Annotated in this window: 13 protein-coding genes; 4 read left to right on the top strand and 9 right to left on the bottom strand. The window is 58.7% G+C overall.

The window, feature by feature from the left end:
* Nucleotides 1-3 precede the first annotated feature (3 nt).
* On the bottom strand, nucleotides 4-1,311 hold the full coding sequence (locus B9P63_RS11940) for an HlyC/CorC family transporter (protein ID WP_085309021.1): 1,308 nt from the start codon (nucleotides 1,309-1,311) through the stop codon (nucleotides 4-6).
* A 68-nt stretch (nucleotides 1,312-1,379) separates the two neighbouring features.
* Here B9P63_RS11940 and B9P63_RS11935 point away from each other — a divergent pair, with 68 nt between their 5' ends.
* Entirely contained in the window at nucleotides 1,380-2,165 is a 786-nt protein-coding gene (locus B9P63_RS11935; RefSeq protein ID WP_085309019.1) for a metallophosphoesterase family protein, read from the top strand.
* Here the strand turns inward: B9P63_RS11935 and B9P63_RS11930 are convergent.
* The 3 genes from B9P63_RS11930 to B9P63_RS19235 are packed head-to-tail and all read right to left on the bottom strand — an operon-like array spanning nucleotide 2,162 to nucleotide 4,792.
* Nucleotides 2,162-3,106 (bottom strand): site-specific tyrosine recombinase XerD, encoded by a 945-nt coding sequence (locus B9P63_RS11930; RefSeq protein WP_085309017.1) that lies wholly within the window; start codon nucleotides 3,104-3,106, stop codon nucleotides 2,162-2,164. The two genes, B9P63_RS11935 and B9P63_RS11930, sit on opposite strands and share 4 nt — an antisense overlap.
* Entirely contained in the window at nucleotides 3,103-4,650 is a 1,548-nt protein-coding gene (locus B9P63_RS11925) for a hypothetical protein (protein WP_245830649.1), read from the bottom strand. Before B9P63_RS11925 ends, B9P63_RS11930 begins: the two co-directional genes overlap by 4 nt.
* Complete coding sequence (locus tag B9P63_RS19235) at nucleotides 4,640-4,792, bottom strand: hypothetical protein (RefSeq protein ID WP_176219152.1); 153 nt, start codon at nucleotides 4,790-4,792, stop codon at nucleotides 4,640-4,642. The genes B9P63_RS11925 and B9P63_RS19235 overlap by 11 nt, the downstream gene beginning before the upstream one ends.
* 134 nt (nucleotides 4,793-4,926) lie before the next feature.
* Here B9P63_RS19235 and B9P63_RS11920 point away from each other — a divergent pair, with 134 nt between their 5' ends.
* Both B9P63_RS11920 and aroB read left to right on the top strand, forming a co-directional pair.
* Complete coding sequence (locus B9P63_RS11920; RefSeq protein WP_085309257.1) at nucleotides 4,927-5,472, top strand: shikimate kinase; 546 nt, start codon at nucleotides 4,927-4,929, stop codon at nucleotides 5,470-5,472.
* A 1-nt stretch (nucleotide 5,473) separates the two neighbouring features.
* Nucleotides 5,474-6,586: a 3-dehydroquinate synthase gene (aroB, locus tag B9P63_RS11915; protein ID WP_085309015.1), complete on the top strand. Its 1,113-nt coding sequence runs from the start codon at nucleotides 5,474-5,476 to the stop codon at nucleotides 6,584-6,586.
* A gap of 66 nt (nucleotides 6,587-6,652) precedes the next feature.
* On the opposite strand, the gene ssb is transcribed toward aroB, so the two are convergent.
* Nucleotides 6,653-7,198 (bottom strand): single-stranded DNA-binding protein, encoded by a 546-nt coding sequence (gene ssb / locus B9P63_RS11910; RefSeq protein ID WP_085309014.1) that lies wholly within the window; start codon nucleotides 7,196-7,198, stop codon nucleotides 6,653-6,655.
* A gap of 196 nt (nucleotides 7,199-7,394) precedes the next feature.
* Here ssb and B9P63_RS11905 point away from each other — a divergent pair, with 196 nt between their 5' ends.
* Complete coding sequence (locus B9P63_RS11905) at nucleotides 7,395-8,006, top strand: lytic transglycosylase domain-containing protein (RefSeq protein ID WP_085309012.1); 612 nt, start codon at nucleotides 7,395-7,397, stop codon at nucleotides 8,004-8,006.
* Between the two features lie 505 nt (nucleotides 8,007-8,511).
* Here B9P63_RS11905 and B9P63_RS11900 read toward each other — a convergent pair.
* The 4 genes from B9P63_RS11900 to B9P63_RS11885 form a co-directional block, all read right to left on the bottom strand.
* Complete coding sequence (locus tag B9P63_RS11900) at nucleotides 8,512-10,596, bottom strand: dipeptide ABC transporter ATP-binding protein (RefSeq protein ID WP_085309010.1); 2,085 nt, start codon at nucleotides 10,594-10,596, stop codon at nucleotides 8,512-8,514.
* A 102-nt stretch (nucleotides 10,597-10,698) separates the two neighbouring features.
* A complete protein-coding gene (locus tag B9P63_RS11895; RefSeq protein ID WP_085309008.1) occupies nucleotides 10,699-12,147 on the bottom strand; it encodes an ABC transporter permease in 1,449 nt (482 codons plus the stop codon).
* Between the two features lie 11 nt (nucleotides 12,148-12,158).
* Nucleotides 12,159-13,205 (bottom strand): ABC transporter permease, encoded by a 1,047-nt coding sequence (locus B9P63_RS11890; protein WP_085309005.1) that lies wholly within the window; start codon nucleotides 13,203-13,205, stop codon nucleotides 12,159-12,161.
* 131 nt (nucleotides 13,206-13,336) lie between these two features.
* Nucleotides 13,337-14,995: an ABC transporter substrate-binding protein gene (locus B9P63_RS11885; protein ID WP_085309003.1), complete on the bottom strand. Its 1,659-nt coding sequence runs from the start codon at nucleotides 14,993-14,995 to the stop codon at nucleotides 13,337-13,339.
* Nucleotides 14,996-15,151: the final 156 nt, after the last annotated feature.

The following is a 15,151-nucleotide window of genomic DNA, read 5'->3' as shown; positions in this document are numbered from 1 at the left end:
CGCCTAAAGGGGCCGGATTTTCAACTGCGTGATCCGGTTCCCATTGCGCCCAAGCACTTCAAAGCGAAAGCCGTGAAAGCTGAACACTTGCCCGACGGTCGGGATCATCTGCGCTTCATGGATGACAAGGCCTGCAACGGTGTTCGCCTCTTCATCGGGCAGCGACCAATCCACCGCACGGTTCAGATCCCGGATCGTCATGGACCCGTCGATGGCGTAATGTCCGTCTTCATCCGCTACGAGCGCGGCATCTTCTGCCAGATCGAACTCATCGGTAATTTCACCGACGATTTCCTCAAGAATATCCTCAAGCGTGATCAATCCCTGAAGCGTGCCATATTCATCCACGACCAAGGCAAAGTGGGTGCGGCGGCGCAGAAAATTGCGCATTTGATCATCAAGCGTGGTGGTTTCTGGTACAAAATACGGTGTCATCGCCACTTCGCGAATGTTGAATTTCGTCAGGCCTGCGACGGACCCAGTGGCAGGATCGATCAGCTTGTGCATTGCGCGCAGCAGGTCTTTGGCATGAACCGCACCGATGATGTTTTCCGGCTCACCGTCGAAAACCGGAAGGCGCGTGTGTCGGCTCTCAAGACATTGTCGCAGGATGTCCGCAGGATCGGAGGCGGCATCGATCATCTCGATCCCGGAGCGATGTAGCATGATCTCTTCCACCGTGCGCTCTGCCAGATCGAGTGCCCCGAGGATGCGGTCGCGATCTTCCTTTTCTACGATGCCCTCGGAATGGCCAAGGTTCAGCGCGCCTTCGATCTCTTCGCGCACGGCAAGGATGTGACTGTCCGGATCGGTTTGGATGCCGAAAACACGCAGCACCCCGCGCACAAAAAATCGCACCGCGCTCACGATGGGCGAGAAAACGCGTACAACGACTTGAATGATTGGCGAGACCAACGCTGCGGCGCGCTCTGCATTCGTGATGGCGTAAGTTTTTGGCAAAACTTCAGCAAAAACAAGCACCAAGAGCGTCATCACCAATGTCGCCAGCGCCACGCCGCTTTCCCCGAACGCGCGTGTGAATAGCGCCGTCGCCAGTGATGTGGCCAGAATGTTGACCAGATTGTTGCCCAAGAGGACCGAGCCGATCAGGCGCTCGTTGTCTTCGGTGATGTCCAGCGCGCGCTGCGCCCCGCGCGATCCGCGATCCGCCTGGCTGCGCAATTTTCCGCGCGAGGCCGCCGTAAGCGCCGTTTCGGAGCCAGAAAAGAATCCCGATAGCACCAGCAGCAATAGGATCGAGCCTCCAGTGATAAAGAAGGCGCTGTCAAAAGCGGAGGTGGTTGGGTCCATCGGGCTTGTCTTTCTATGAGGTGATTGTGTTATGGGGTCGCTCGGTCGGTACTACAAGGGAGCGGGCTATGCGCATTGACGATTTGGGCGAAATTACAGGCGAAATTACGGTTTTTGGTGGTCCGTATTCGAATGCGCAAGCGTTTGATGCGGCACTGGCCAGCGCGCGCGGCACGGTGATCTGTACGGGTGATCTGGTGGCCTATTGCGGCGCGCCCAATGCGGTGATCGCGCGCGCGCAGGCAAGCGATTTGTATGTGGTGGCTGGAAATTGCGAAAAACAACTGGCGGCCAATTCGCTTGATTGCGGTTGCGGTTTCGAGGAGGGCACGGCCTGCGATCTGCTCTCGGCTGCGTGGTATGCCTTTGCAAACGCGCAGGTGAACGCGCAGGCGCGCAAATGGATGGGCGGTCTGCCAGGCGCATTGATGTTCACGCATCAAGGTAAACGCATTGCGGTCATTCACGGCGGCATCACCGATGTGGCGCGCTTCATCTGGAGCGTGTCTGAGGAGGCGGTTTTTCTCGAAGAACTCGACGCGCTGAACATGCTGTGCGGCGATATCGACATGGTGATCGCAGGTCACAGCGGCATCGCCTTCGAGCGCAATATCTCGGGCGTGGCCTGGCTCAATGCAGGGGTGATCGGCATGCCGCCCCATGATGGCAGCGCGCAAACCGAGTTTTTACGCATCGACGCAGGCGGTGCCCATAGTTTCGAGCGGCTAACCTATGATGTGGCAGGGGCGCAGGCTGATATGCGAGCCGCAGGTTTGCCTCAGGGCTATGAGCGCGCTTTGCAAACCGGCATCTGGCCTTCCGAGGATGCGTTGCCAGCGGCACTGCGCCGCTAGTCTTCGTCCTTGGCAAGAGGGTGGTGCGTCAGTACCAATTCCTGCAAACGCGCTTCCAGAACATGCGTGTAAATCTCGGTGGTGGCTACATCCGCATGGCCCAAAAGTGTCTGGATCGAGCGCAGATCGGCGCCGTTTTCAAGCAGATGCGTGGCAAAGGCATGGCGCAGCGTATGCGGAGTAACCTTGGAGGGCATGACGCCCGCATGCACCGCTAACTCTTTGATCAGAATATAGAAACGGTGGCGGGTCAGGTGCCCTTCCTTGCCGCGCGAAGGGAATAGGAAACGTGTGGCAGGCTTGCCTTTCTGCCGGGCTTCATCCTGCACCTGCTCCCAGGCCTTGATCCAGACCTGAACCGCTTCGCGCGCAGGGGGCGAGAGCGGCACCATACGTTCCTTGTTGCCTTTGCCGCGAATGAGCAGCATGCGTGGATTGCCGCGCGCTGCGGCCACGGGGAGCGAGACCAATTCGCTCACGCGCATGCCCGTCGCATAAAGCAGCTCCATCAGGCAGGTGTTGCGCAGCCGGTCACTAGGCGAGCGCCCGACCTCGCGGGAGGCGGCGAGCAAACCGTCGACCTCCGCCAGCGTCAGTGTTTTCGGCAAGCGTTTGTCGCGCCCCGGGCCAGTGATCTGGATGGCAGGATTGTCGCTGCGCCAACCCTCTTCAAAGCCGAAGCGATAGAGCTGCTTGATTGCCGAGAGGCGGCGCGCGCGGGTGGATTTCGCCAAGCCCTGCGCATCGCAAAAAATCAGATAGGCCTCTACGTCATCGCGTGAGGCGGCTTGAAACGAGCATTTGCGCCCCGAAAGCCAACTGGCAAAATCCTTCAAATCGCGCGCATAGGCCAGTTGCGTGTTGTTCGCCGCGCCCATTTCGGCGGCCTGCGCATCCAGAAAGGTGGAAATCCAGCGCAAATGATCTGCAGATGCGCTCATCTTTGATCGCCAAAGTCGAGCAATAGCATCTGCAGCGCTGTGCGCCTTGCGGTGTCTTCAAGGCCAACGCTGCGTAGAAACGCAAGGCCGCTTTGCGCCGCGCTCGGATCACCTGCTGCGCCTGTAGCGGTCAAGGACATGGCGCGTAAAATGGCTTCGCCGAGTCGGCCCTGCGTGGCCATTTCGCTGAGGAACTGTGGCACCGCTTCGCCGGAAAAGGCGCGCAGAATTGCGATTGCGAGGGCCTGCTCGCTTTGCGTTTCGGGTGCGCCAACGGCGACGCCTTGCGCAAATTTTAGCAGTGGATCATCGGTTTCGCGCTGAGCCGCCTGTTCATAAAGTGGCGAGAGCAGCGTAATGCGCGTCACCATATCATTATTGGCTCCGCTCGCGGGCAACCGCAGCAAGGCTTCGCTGAACAATGTGGCGAAGGGCACTTCGAGGCCCACCTCTTTCATCTTGTCCCATGCCTGCGCGCTTTGCTTCAAAGCGGCCGCTGGATCGCCCGAAGCAAGAGTGGTTTCAAGGCGTTGAACGGCGTCGACCCGATCCCAGATGCCTCCAGAGGCAGAGGGAATGCGGCTGGTATAGATGCCCAAAAGGCGGTTCTCTGAAATTGCGCCGATCCGGGCGAGACGCTCTGCCGCGTCAAGCTGCGCTTTCCAACCGGCATCGCCGCCGAGATCTGTGGCAGCGAAGGCGCGCGGCAATGCGGCCGTTGGCAGAGCCTCGCCAATCGCTTCGTAGAGACGGAATTGCAACACGCTGGGACGTGCCGGTGCAGGCGGGACCGGCGAAGCCTCGAACAGTTCGGGATCAAGAAAGTGTTCCAGCAAGGCCACATCCATCGGCTCTAGTGCGCCAATTGCATCTGCCGTCGACAGGGCCAGCGCCGCATTGTCCCAGTTTTCTGAGCGCACGTCACAAAAGATGCGGCGCGCCAGATCGCGGCTCAGAGCCGGATTGCGGTTGAGCGCCTTGCAAGGAGCTTCGGCATCACCGTTCAAAAGTGCAGCGTCGAAGTAATAATCAAACAGGTCCAAATGCGCCGGATCGGCGCGATCCAGCAGCGCAGAGGCGGGATCAACAGCACCAAGATCAAGCAGCTTTTTTACCCGCGCGCGCAGAAAATCGGAAGATTGCGTGTCGTAGGGTGGATCAGCCTCGGCCAATAGCAGTGTGTAGAGCAAGGATTGCAAGGCGGGCAAACGCTCCACATCGAGCGCGCCAAGCAGCGCGCCGAGCCCGCCTGCTTCGCTGTCGCTCCAAAGATCGCGGGGCAGGCCCGTAACCGAGCTTGGCAGCAATCCGGCCGCCGCGCGCACGGGCGCGCCAAGCGGCGTCACGGTGACTTCGGGCGTGGTTATCGTGATTGCCGCAGGTGGTTCGTCGATCACGCGCGGGGCTTGCACCAGCGGCACGACAACCTGTTTAGGGCGTTTTTCCAGCCATTCGATCGCCGAGAGCGGATCACTTGCCTGCACCGGTCCCGCAAGCGCAATCACAAGGAGGGCACCGCCCAACTGCGCGCATTTACCCGCCATCGCCAACATCCACGGGCACGCGAATTTCATGCAGCGGTGCAGAGAAATCAGCACCGAAAAACGGCCCGATATAGGCGTAACCGACAAGCGCGAGGCCTGCCAGAATCGCCAGATAGAATAACCATTTTATGATGCGCACCATGGGTTTGATCCTTGCCTGCCTGCCGTCTTTTGTCACGTTTATATATGGCCTTTCTGGCAAGTTCACGCCATTGAAGGGATTAAATCAAAATATGGCGGGCATTGGCCTACGCGAGCGCTTTGGATTTGGAGAAGATGGTCTGGAAATTGCACAAAACGGTGGTTCTGGTCGGCATGATGGGCGCTGGCAAGACGGCTGTGGGCAAGGCACTTGCGCTTAAGCTCGGGGTGCCGTTTCTTGATTCGGACGCAGAAATCGTGAGCGCCGCCAATATGAGCATCGCCGAGATATTCGAGCGCGACGGCGAGGCCTTTTTTCGCGCGCGCGAGAGCGAGGTTATCGCCCGTTTGCTCGACGGCGTGCCATGTGTGCTCTCTACAGGTGGGGGCGCTTTTCTGGCCGAGCGTAATCGCGCGTTGATCTCGCAAAAGGGCGTCTCCGTCTGTCTGCACGCTTCGCTGGCGTTGCTCTGGTCGCGCGTGCGCCAAAAGGCCACGCGCCCTTTGCTGCAAACCGATAATCCGCTGGAAACGCTGGGAAACCTTTACGCCGCGCGCGCTGATATTTACGCTCTGGCAGATATCACTGTCTCGGCAAGCGCGGATTTATCGATCGAGGATATGGCCGTACGTGTGGCGTCATCGCTGCGCGATCGCGCAGATGTTTTGGAGTGCGAATAAGATGATTGAAGTGGTCACAGTCCCCCTTGAAGGGCGCGCTTACGACGTGCGTATCGGTCCCGGCTTGATCGCGCGTGCAGGCGTTGAAATTGCGCCGCTTTTAGCGCGCCCGCGCGTGGCTGTGGTGACAGAAACGCGCGTTGCGGCGCTGCACCTTGAAGCGCTGCGGGCCGGATTGGCGGCGGCGGGGATCGAAATGGTGGCGCTTGAATTGCCCCCGGGCGAGAGCACAAAGGCCTGGCCCGAATTTTCGCGATGCGTCGAGTGGCTTCTGGAGCAAAAGATCGAGCGGCGCGATGTGGTCATCGCCCTAGGCGGCGGCGTGATCGGCGATCTTGTGGGCTTTGCCGCTGCTGTTTTGCGCCGCGGGATCCGCTTCGTGCAAATCCCCACCTCGCTTTTGGCCCAGGTCGATAGCTCGGTGGGCGGAAAGACCGGCATCAACGCGCCTCAAGGCAAGAACCTGATCGGCGCCTTCCATCAACCTGCGCTGGTGCTCGCGGATACGGATGCGCTCAATTCGCTACCGCCGCGCGACTTCCTGTCGGGCTACGGCGAGGTGGTGAAATACGGGCTGCTGGGCGATGCGGCCTTCTTCGACTGGCTTGAAACACGCGGCCCCGATCTGCTTTCGGGGGATCAAGGCGCTCGTATCGAGGCGGTCCGCCGCTCGGTCCAGATGAAAGCGGACATTGTTCTGCGCGACGAGACAGAGCAAGGCGATCGCGCGCTGCTCAATCTGGGCCACACCTTCTGTCACGCACTTGAATCCGCGACGGGGTATTCTGATCGTTTGCTGCACGGCGAAGGCGTTGCCATCGGCTGCGCGCTTGCTTTCGAGCTTTCTGCGCGCCTTGGTCTGTGCCCGCAAGAAGAGCCAAGCCGCGTGCGCGCGCACCTGCGGGCCATGGGCATGAAAGTCGATCTTGCCGATATCGAGGGTGACTTGCCGGATGCAGGCGCGCTGCTTGCCTTGATGGGGCAGGACAAAAAGGTGATCGACGGCCAGTTACGCTTTATTCTCGCGCGCGGCATCGGCGCTGCTTTCGTCACGTCTGACGTGCCGCAAGAGGAAGTACTAAAGCTGCTAACGGACGCATTGGCAATCCGTTAGGCCCTTCCTCTTTCCATAAGTATCGCGGGGTCCGGGGCAGCGCCCCGGTCCGGATATCTCAATCTCTTAGAACGGAATTTCATCATCCAGATCGCGCGATGGAGCGCCGCCGCCACCTTGCGAGCCGCCACCATATCCGCCGCCGCCCTGACCACCACCTTGGCCGCCATCGTAACCGCCGCCTTGGCCACCACCACTATCATAGCCGCCGCCTTGATTGCCGCCGCCATATGAGCCGCCACCGCCTCCGGCGTTATCACCGCGCCCATCGAGCATGGTCAGCGTTGATGTGTAGGGACGCAAGACAACCTCGGTGCTGTATTTGTCAGCACCCGATTGGTCCTGCCATTTGCGCGTTTCGAGCTGTCCCTCGATGTAGACTTTGGAGCCTTTACGCAGATATTGCTCTGCAATGCGCGTCAGCGGCTCGGAGAAAATTGCTACTGAATGCCATTCCGTGCGCTCGCGTCGCTCGCCCGAGCTCTTGTCTTTCCACGTTTCAGACGTGGCAATGCGCAGGTTGCACACTTTGCCGCCATTCTGGAATGTGCGCACTTCTGGATCGCGCCCCAAATTGCCGATGAGGATAACTTTGTTTACTGAACCGGCCATATTGCCCCCTAAAATGTTCGTGTCGCAGCGACTCCGCCGACTCAGTCAGCGAAGTTTTGCCGAACCTATACCACCAGATCATGGTTAAAAACGGAATAACGCCCCAAGGGGTAGCGAAGTGGCAAAATCCAGCTATATTGCGCCGAGAATAGGATGCGACAACAGGTTTTGGAAACGGGTATTGGGGCATTGGTACATGAGCGCTCTTAGAAGGCGACTGATCACGGCGGTATCAGCAAGTCTTATCATAGCGCTGGCCATGCCCGTGGCAGCAGACCGTTTGTCGAGCAAATCGAGGCAAAAGCTGTTCAAATCACAAACCAAGATTTTGGACAATCGTGCCTCCGAGCAATATAAAGCCTCTGTGCGCCTCCAGCCACCAACGGTAAACACGCCGACCAAATGGGGCGACGGCAAAACATCTCCCAAATACAAAGGTCGCTACAAGGGCATCTATTCGAGCATGGCGCGCAAAGCGGCGCGCAAGCACGGCGTGCCTGAAGATCTATTCCTGCGCCTTGTGCAGCAGGAAAGCAATTGGGACCCCAATGCGGTTTCCCATGCAGGGGCTTTGGGCCTTGCGCAATTGATGCCCGGTACTGCGGAATATTTGCGCGTGGACCCCAGCGATCCTGTGCAAAACCTCGAGGGCGGCGCGCGCTATCTCAAAGAGCAATACCGCAAGTTTGGCACATGGCGCCTAGCGCTTGCGGCCTATAACGCAGGCCCCGGCGCGGTCGAAAAATATGGCGGCGTGCCTCCGTTCAAAGAGACACGTAACTACGTCAAGGTGATCTGGGGCAGCTAGTCATGCTTCTAGCGCATCTCTTGGCATTTTACTCAGAAACGGCAAAACCTGCTCCAGAACCTCGCGGTGAATGATCGCGCGGCTGCGCTGCGCCTTGCCGCATAAATTCGTCTCGCCCGTGAAAACCCCCTGGCTCGATCACCAGACGCCCTAGTGTGCCGCATTCGGCAATCGCGCTCATATGCGATGCGGCGGGCACCGCTGATCTGAGCGCAGTTCCAGCGCATGATCGCGGTAAGCCACTGTGAAGGGTATCGTGGTAAACCCAAGCTGCGTTTCTGCTATCTTGGGCTCTTCGGTCGAGAGCATCCATTCCGCGCCAAAGTGCAAAGTAGTCCCTACGCCAAGGCCGAGGCCAAGTCCGGCACACCGCGGCGCGTGACGGCTTTGTCCGCGAGTTTTAGCGCATAACAGACAAAACACCGCGTGAGCATCAAGGATAGGCTGGGGGGCCAGCCCCCCAAACCCCCCGGAGTTTATCGGCAAGATGAAGAAGGGGGGCAGCTCACTCCGCCGCCATCTTGATCACAGGCTCCATTTCGGCCAGCTTTTCATCGCTGAGGTGACACTTGAGTTGATGCCCGTTCGGCAGTGTGCGCACCGCAGGCACCTCACGATCACACAGCCCATCGGGAACTTGCGATTTCCAATGGCAGCGCGTCTGGAACGGACAACCGGGCGGCGGGTTCATCGCAGAGGGGATATCGCCGTCGAGCACGATATGCTTCTTCTGAACGCTCGTATCCGCGATGGGAACCGCCGAAAGCAGAGCCTCTGTATAGGGATGGTAGGGCGGCGCAAAGACCTGATCGGTGGTGCCAAGTTCCACCACATGGCCGAGGTACATCACCATGACGCGGTCGCTGAGGTAGCGCACGATGGAGAGGTCATGGGAGATGAACAGCAGCGTGGTTTTCTCTTCGCGCTGGATATCCATCAACAGGTCCGTCACCGCCGCTTGTACCGACACATCGAGCGCCGAGACAGGTTCGTCCGCCACCACGATGCGCGCGCCGCCAGCAAAGGCGCGGGCGATGCCGACGCGCTGCTTTTGCCCGCCAGAAAGTTGGCGCGGCATACGATCGCCAAATTCGCGCGGCAGTTTCACCAGATCAAGCAGCTCGAGCATACGCGTGCGGCGCTCGGCCTCGTTCTTGCCGATCTTGAAGATTTCCAGTGCGCGGATGATTTGGCGGCCCACCGTCATCGAGGGGTTCAGCGTGTCAAACGGGTTCTGGAACACCATCTGCACATCCGCGACGGTCTTGGTGTCGCGTTGCTCGATCGGGGTGTTACCGATACTTTGATTGTCGAGCAGGATTTGCCCGTCCGTCGCCGTCTCCAGCCCCATCAGCACTTTGGCAAATGTGGATTTGCCGCAACCGGATTCGCCCACAATCGCCAGCGTTTCGCTCTCGCGCGCCTCAAAGGTCAAGGTCTCATTGGCCTTGACGACTTTCTTGTTCGCGCCGCCAAAGAGCGCGTTGGCCGAGACCTCGTAATACTTGCGCAGGTCTTGCATTTTGAGGATGACCTTGCCGATCTCGCCCTTTTCCTTCTTATCGGCCAGAGCGAGCGGCGCGTTCCAGTCGATTTCCTTGTAGCGCAGGCAGCGCGTGGCGTGGCGGTCATCGCCCGCGACGCTTTCCATCATGATATCACCCTGATCACAGCGCCCCGCCTCGAAATAATCGCAGCGCGGGCCAAAGTTACAGCCACTCGGGCGCTCATGGGGCAGGGGGAAGTTGCCGGGGATCGCAACCAAGGGGCGCGAGTTCTTATCCGCGCCGGGCAGCGGGATCGAGCGGAACAGCGCCTGCGTATAGGGGTGCTGCATTTCGTCGAACACATCCTCGATCGAGCCGCGCTCGACCGCTTCGCCGGAGTACATCACGCAGATGCGATCGCAGGTCTCAAGAACAAGGCCAAGGTTGTGCGAGATGAACAGCATCGAAGTGCCGTATTTCTTGCCCAGATCGCGGACCAACTCGACAATTGCGGCTTCAACCGTCACATCGAGCGCGGTCGTTGGCTCATCCAAAATCAACAAAGCAGGCTTGGACATCAGCGCCATCGCGATCACGATCCGCTGTTGCTGACCACCCGATAGCTGATGCGGATAGCTACCAAGAATGCGCTTGGGGTCGGGCAATTTCACGTCCGTAACCACTTGCAGCGCGCGATCATAGGCTTCGCTTTCGCTAACGCCCTCATGGATCATCGGCACTTCCATCAACTGCTTGCCGATTTTCATCGCCGGGTTGAGCGAGGCCATCGGTTCCTGATAGATCATCGCGATTTCATTGCCGCGAATGTCGCGCAGCTCTTCGTCGCTCATTTCGGCAAGGTCGCGTCCCTTGAACTTGATCGTGCCGCCAACTGTGCGCCCGTTCTTGCCAAGGTCCTGCATAACGCCAAGCGCGACAGTGGATTTGCCACAACCGGATTCGCCAACCAGTCCAACCGCTTCGCCGGGCTGCACGGTCACAGAGAAATCCATCACCGCTGGAATTTCGCGCAAACGCGTAAAGAAGGAAATCGAGAGCTTGTCGATCTCGAGGATCGGCCCTTCGTAATCAAGTTTCGCCATTTCGTAGTCTCCCTGTCGGAGAAAGTGCAGGTTGTCCCTGCTTCATCTTTCCAAATAAACTTCGGGGGTCCGGGGGCTGGCCCCCGGTCCGCCCTCTCATTCTTAGTCGCGCAGACTTTCTTCACGCAAACCGTCTGCCAGCAAGTTCAAGCCGAGAACCAGCGAGAGCAGGGACAAGGCAGGTGGCAGGGCAGGGTGCAGGTAGATCGACAAGAGCTTGCGCCCCTCGTTGATCGTGCTGCCCCAGTCCGGGCTTTCCGGTGGCAGGCCAAGGCCGAAGAAGCCGAGCGTGCCGAGCAGAATGGTCGTGTAGCCGATGCGCAGGCAGAAATCGACGATCAGTGGCCCACGTGCGTTGGGCAGGATTTCCCAAAGCATGATGTACCATGTGCCCTCGCCACGGGTTTGCGCTGCCGCCACGTAGTCGCGGGTCTTGATGTCCAGCGTCAGGCCGCGCACGATCCGAAATACCGTGGGCGAGTTGACGAAGACGACCGACACGAAGACCACCAGAATACCGCCTGGAATATCGAACAGATCGAGGAACCAGGGCAGGATGGGCACTGCGCCGCCCTGCTCGGACACGAGCGAAAGGTAAAGCCAGAGCATGATGCCCAAGACCACAATCAACAAAGGCGTGCGGATATGCGGCTGCGTATAGAAGCGCGAATTCAGCAAGACCCCCATAAAGATAATCGGGAAGATGAACAGCACGACCGCCATATAGGTCGGGATACCGGTCGCCACGATTTCCGGGGTGACCAGCAGATAGAACAGCAAGATCACCGGAAAGGCGAGGATCAGGTTGGCCAGAAAGCTGAGGAACGTGTCCAGCTTGCCGCCGAAGTAACCCGCAGGCAGGCCCAGCGTAATGCCAACCATGAAGGCGAACAGCGTCGCAAGCGGCGCGATTTGCACCACAATCCAGGACCCGGCGACGACGCGGCTGAAGATATCGCGCGCAAGGTTGTCCCCGCCAAGCAGATACCACAGGTATTCACCGTCCTCGGCGCCGCGCAGCGGCGTGCCGGGAATTTTGTTCTTCATCCCCGAAACCTGATCAAGCGGATCATGGGTGATGATCAAATCCATCGCGCCGAAAACGCCGACGAAGACCCAGAACATCACCAAGGCAAAGCCGATCATGCCGATCGTGGAATCGAACAGCTTGCCGTAAAGCCCCAGCTTGCGCTTGTGATAAAAGGATGTGCCCATCAAGGCGATCAGCGCGATCCATACCGGCAAAAGCTGGCGCGAGATGCCGCCGATGATGCCGGCGCCCGTGCTCATCACGGCGCCAAGTACCAGATAAAGCAGAACGATCACCACCAAAAGCAAAAGCAGACCGACAAGCACCTTGTTGACCAGATCGGCAATGCCGGCTCCGGCTGCGCTGGAGGTGCCATCCGCATTCATCTGCATAGAGCCATCGCCGGACGCGAAAGCGGAGGTTGCGAAGGATAGGATAAACACCGCGATCAGCGCGATTGCGCACCAGATGAACGGGATGTTGAGAAAGGACAGGCTTCCTGCCCAGGTAAGCGGTTCCATGGGGGCCTCCTTTAGCTAACGCTGATGCGCGGGTTGAGATAGACGTAGCCGATATCGGATACGAGCTGGGTGATCAGCACGACGAAGACCGACACCACCGACACGCCGAGCAACAGCTCGATGTCGTTGTTGCCTGCCGCTTGCACCAAGACCCAGCCGAAGCCTTTGTAGTTGAACAGCGTCTCGACGATCACCACACCATTAAGCAGCCATGGGAACTGGAGCATGATGACGGTGAAGGGCGCGATCAGCGCGTTGCGCAGCGCGTGTTTCGTGACGATATTGCGAAAGCTCACGCCTTTCAGCCGCGCAGTGCGGATATACTGCGCCGTCATGACTTCGGCCATGGAGGCGCGGGTCATGCGGGCGATATAGCCCATTCCGAACAGGGAGATGGTCAGCACCGGCAAGAAGAAATTTTCAAAATTCGCATTGTCCATCGCCGAAGTCGCAGTGCCTTTGAACCACTTTAACCCAACAGCGGAAGAGGCGAAGACCGCAATCAGTATCACGCCAGAGACATATTCAGGCGTCGCCGTTGTGGTGATTGCTACAGTGGAAAGCGTGCGGTCGGTGCGCGAGCCTTCGCGCATTCCGGCCAGAACCCCGAGGATCAAGGCCGATGGCACCATGAGCACCATCACCCAGAACATCAACTTACCCGTCAACGCGAGGCGCGTGGCAACAATGCTGGCGACGTCATCCTTGAAGACAGTGGAATAGCCCCAATCGCCCTGCAAGATGCCACAAAAGCGCGGTGCATCTGCGGGATCGACGCCGGGATCGATACAGCGGCCAACCAGGTCTCCTTCAGAGTTCTCGATCTGCTTGGAGGGCAAAACCCCCAACCATTCGCCGTATTTCACCGGAACGGGCTGCAAATAGCCGCGATTGCTCAGCCAGCTTTCGACCTGCTCGTCGGTCATCCGCATGTTGCCTTGGGTTTTGGCCAGCTTTTCGAGGTTCGGATAGAGATTCGTCAAAAAGAAGACGACGAATGTCAGGCAGAGCGCCGTGAGGATCATGACCCCAAGGCGTCGCAAAATAAACAGTCCCATGTGTGCCCCTGTCGTTCAGGCTATGCGGATCATTGGTGATCCGTCATTGTTGCGAGCGCGCTCATCTGCGCTCAACGGCGAAAAAAGCCGCCCCCGATATAAGGGGCGGCTTGATTTTTGATCCCGCGCGTTTAGGCCGCGAAACCGATTTTTTCGACATGGATTTCGAAGGACGGGTGCATTTCTGCTCCGACAATGCCCTCGCGGTAGTGACGATAGAGCGACTGCCAGTAAGGCTGGATGATCACACCTTCATCCTGCATGATCTTTTGTACCTTCGCCATGATCTCGCGGCGTTTGCCAGCGTCGGCGATGGACATTGCCTCGCCAAGAAGCGCGTCGAACTCTGCGTTGGCAAAGCCGGACTCGTTCCATGCTTCGCCGGTACGGTAGGCAAGCGCCAGAACCTGAACGCCAAGCGGACGCTGGTTCCAGTTTGTCGAGGAGAAGGGATACTTCGCCCAATCATTCCAGAACGTAGAGCCCGGCAGGATAGTGCGCTTTACCTTGATACCGGCGTCGCGCAGCTGGGCTGCGACGGCATCGGTGGTGTTCTTGCGCCAGTCATCGTCGATCGAAAGCAGCTCGTGCTCGTAATCGCCCATGCCTGCTTCATCCATCAGGGCCTTTGCTGCTGCGCCATCGACTTTCATCGCGGGAAGCGCGGCATACTCGGGATGCAGCGGGGAAACATGGTGGTTTTCCGCAACCGTACCGTTGCCCGCAAAGCCAAGCTCGAGGCAAACCGCGTTGTCCACGGCCATCGCCAATGCACGGCGCACACGCACGTCTGCATAGGGCTTCATGCCATCAACTTCAGCCTGCTGGTTGGGACGAATAACGATTGTATTCGCCGTTGGCGTTTCGGATTTGATCCAGCCATCCAGCGTGTCGAAGACTTCAACAAAATCACCGTCAATCCGGTAGGTCATGTCGATCTCTTCGGATTCGGCTGCTGCAACGAACGCGGATTGATCCGTGCCGTAATCGATGAACTCGATCCGGTCCAGATAAGCGCCTTCACCCCACCACTCGTGATCCATGTTCTTGACCAGCACGCCTTTGACGCCAACTTCAAGGCTCTCGGGAATGTAGGGGCCTGTGCCGATCGCATTGCCAACCATGTTGTCGGCATCATGCGAAGCATGTGTGATCGCCGCCGGATAATCCGCCATGCCGGGGATGATGGTGATGTCTGCAGCTGGCAGCGTCAGCTTCACGGTGTGCATATCCACGACCATGACTGCGCCGTCGCGCGCCATTTCCGTCTCGGGATCGATCAGCGAGTTCATACGGCCAGCCATGGAATTGCCTTCCATGCCCTTGTCACACCAACCGATGATGTTGCGCGCAACATCCTCTGCGGTGAAATCTTCGCCGTTGTTCCACTTGACGCCCTTGCGCACGTTCAATGTGTACTCTGTCGCATCTTCATTGGCCGACCAGCTCTCGAGCAGGCGTCCCTCGAACGAGCCGTCCGCGTTGATGCGCACCAGATACTCGAGCCAACCGCGCGAGAAGTTTGCGATTTGTGACCAGTCATATGTGCGTGGGTCTTTCAGCGCGCGTACTTCTTGCTGGATGCGCAATGTGCCACCGGCCTTGACGTGTGCTGCGGCCTGAACGGGCTGCGTGAGGCCAGCCATTGTATAGGCCGTCGCCGTTGCGACACCCAAGGCAGAGGCACGGGTGAGAAACTCGCGGCGGTCCATCAGGCCCGCTTTGAATTCTTCCGCATACATTTTCGCCGCTGAGTGGATCGCACGGCCTTTGTTTGTTTTGAGCGTCATCTTGTTCTCCCTGTGACACATTTTTTCATTGTTGGGTGTGTGAGCATGAAAGTGCTGCGTGCAGCACTGATAACCTCGATCCCCAAGTCGTCGCATTCGGCACCAGAAAAATCTGCACGTCAATTCATCCATTCGGCAAACTGAGGGCAAAAAGCG

The sequence above is a fragment of the Planktotalea arctica genome, from assembly GCF_002105285.1.
Classification (GTDB): Bacteria; Pseudomonadota; Alphaproteobacteria; order Rhodobacterales; family Rhodobacteraceae; genus Planktotalea; species Planktotalea arctica.
This window is presented reverse-complemented; position numbering and strand designations above follow the sequence as displayed.

Bases quoted from the DNA above. Each gene is read 5' to 3' on its own strand.
- B9P63_RS11940 (WP_085309021.1), bottom strand. From the start codon at position 1,311: ATGGACCCAACCACCTCCGCTTTTGACAGCGCCTTCTTTATCACTGGA.
- B9P63_RS11935 (WP_085309019.1), top strand. From the start codon at position 1,380: ATGCGCATTGACGATTTGGGCGAAATTACAGGCGAAATTACGGTTTTT.
- B9P63_RS11930 (WP_085309017.1), bottom strand. From the start codon at position 3,106: ATGAGCGCATCTGCAGATCATTTGCGCTGGATTTCCACCTTTCTGGAT.
- B9P63_RS11925 (WP_245830649.1), bottom strand. From the start codon at position 4,650: ATGGCGGGTAAATGCGCGCAGTTGGGCGGTGCCCTCCTTGTGATTGCG.
- B9P63_RS19235 (WP_176219152.1), bottom strand. From the start codon at position 4,792: ATGGTGCGCATCATAAAATGGTTATTCTATCTGGCGATTCTGGCAGGC.
- B9P63_RS11920 (WP_085309257.1), top strand. From the start codon at position 4,927: ATGGTCTGGAAATTGCACAAAACGGTGGTTCTGGTCGGCATGATGGGC.
- aroB (WP_085309015.1), top strand. From the start codon at position 5,474: ATGATTGAAGTGGTCACAGTCCCCCTTGAAGGGCGCGCTTACGACGTG.
- ssb (WP_085309014.1), bottom strand. From the start codon at position 7,198: ATGGCCGGTTCAGTAAACAAAGTTATCCTCATCGGCAATTTGGGGCGC.
- B9P63_RS11905 (WP_085309012.1), top strand. From the start codon at position 7,395: ATGAGCGCTCTTAGAAGGCGACTGATCACGGCGGTATCAGCAAGTCTT.
- B9P63_RS11900 (WP_085309010.1), bottom strand. From the start codon at position 10,596: ATGGCGAAACTTGATTACGAAGGGCCGATCCTCGAGATCGACAAGCTC.
- B9P63_RS11895 (WP_085309008.1), bottom strand. From the start codon at position 12,147: ATGGAACCGCTTACCTGGGCAGGAAGCCTGTCCTTTCTCAACATCCCG.
- B9P63_RS11890 (WP_085309005.1), bottom strand. From the start codon at position 13,205: ATGGGACTGTTTATTTTGCGACGCCTTGGGGTCATGATCCTCACGGCG.
- B9P63_RS11885 (WP_085309003.1), bottom strand. From the start codon at position 14,995: ATGACGCTCAAAACAAACAAAGGCCGTGCGATCCACTCAGCGGCGAAA.